Origin of the sequence: Pseudomonas sp. 32_A, from assembly GCF_017490905.1 — a bacterium.
GTDB lineage: Bacteria > Pseudomonadota > Gammaproteobacteria > Pseudomonadales > Pseudomonadaceae > Aquipseudomonas > Aquipseudomonas inefficax.
In genome coordinates this window covers 1-442 of record NZ_JAFGYI010000355.1, presented here as the reverse complement: position 1 = coordinate 442, position 442 = coordinate 1, and the positions used below count along the sequence as shown (strand labels likewise).

1 protein-coding gene is annotated in these 442 nt (G+C 61.1%); it reads left to right on the top strand.

Annotation, left to right across the window (positions count from 1 at the left end; all coding sequences use genetic code 11):
* Positions 1 to 442: fimbria/pilus outer membrane usher protein (locus J5M58_RS27055; protein WP_207880509.1), on the top strand; the 442-nt coding region annotated here is incomplete at both ends.

Genomic DNA, 442 nt, shown 5'->3' with positions numbered 1-442 from the left:
CAACTGACCTATCAGCGCGGCATGACGAATTTGCTGACCGGCTATGCAGGTCTGCTGTCGTCGACGGGTTACGCGTCCGGCTTGATCGGTGTCGCGCTCAACACGCCGATCGGCGCTTTCGCTTTCGATGTCACGTCCGCGCGCACCCATTTGCCCGGGCAAGGCGTGCGCAACGGATTCAGCTCGCATCTGTCGTACAGCAAGATGGTGCCGTCCACCGGAACCCACTTCTCCATGGCGGCGTACCGATATTCGACGGCGAATTACTACAGTCTCGCCGACGCCGTTACCGCGCGCTACGGCTACAACGCGGAAGAGCGCGCATGGCGAAACGACTATCGGGCGCGCACGCGATTGCAGCTGAACGTCAATCAGCGGATCGGAGACCGGAGCTCCGCCTATGTTTCGAGCAGTCTGCTGAATTATTGGGACGGGCGTGGAC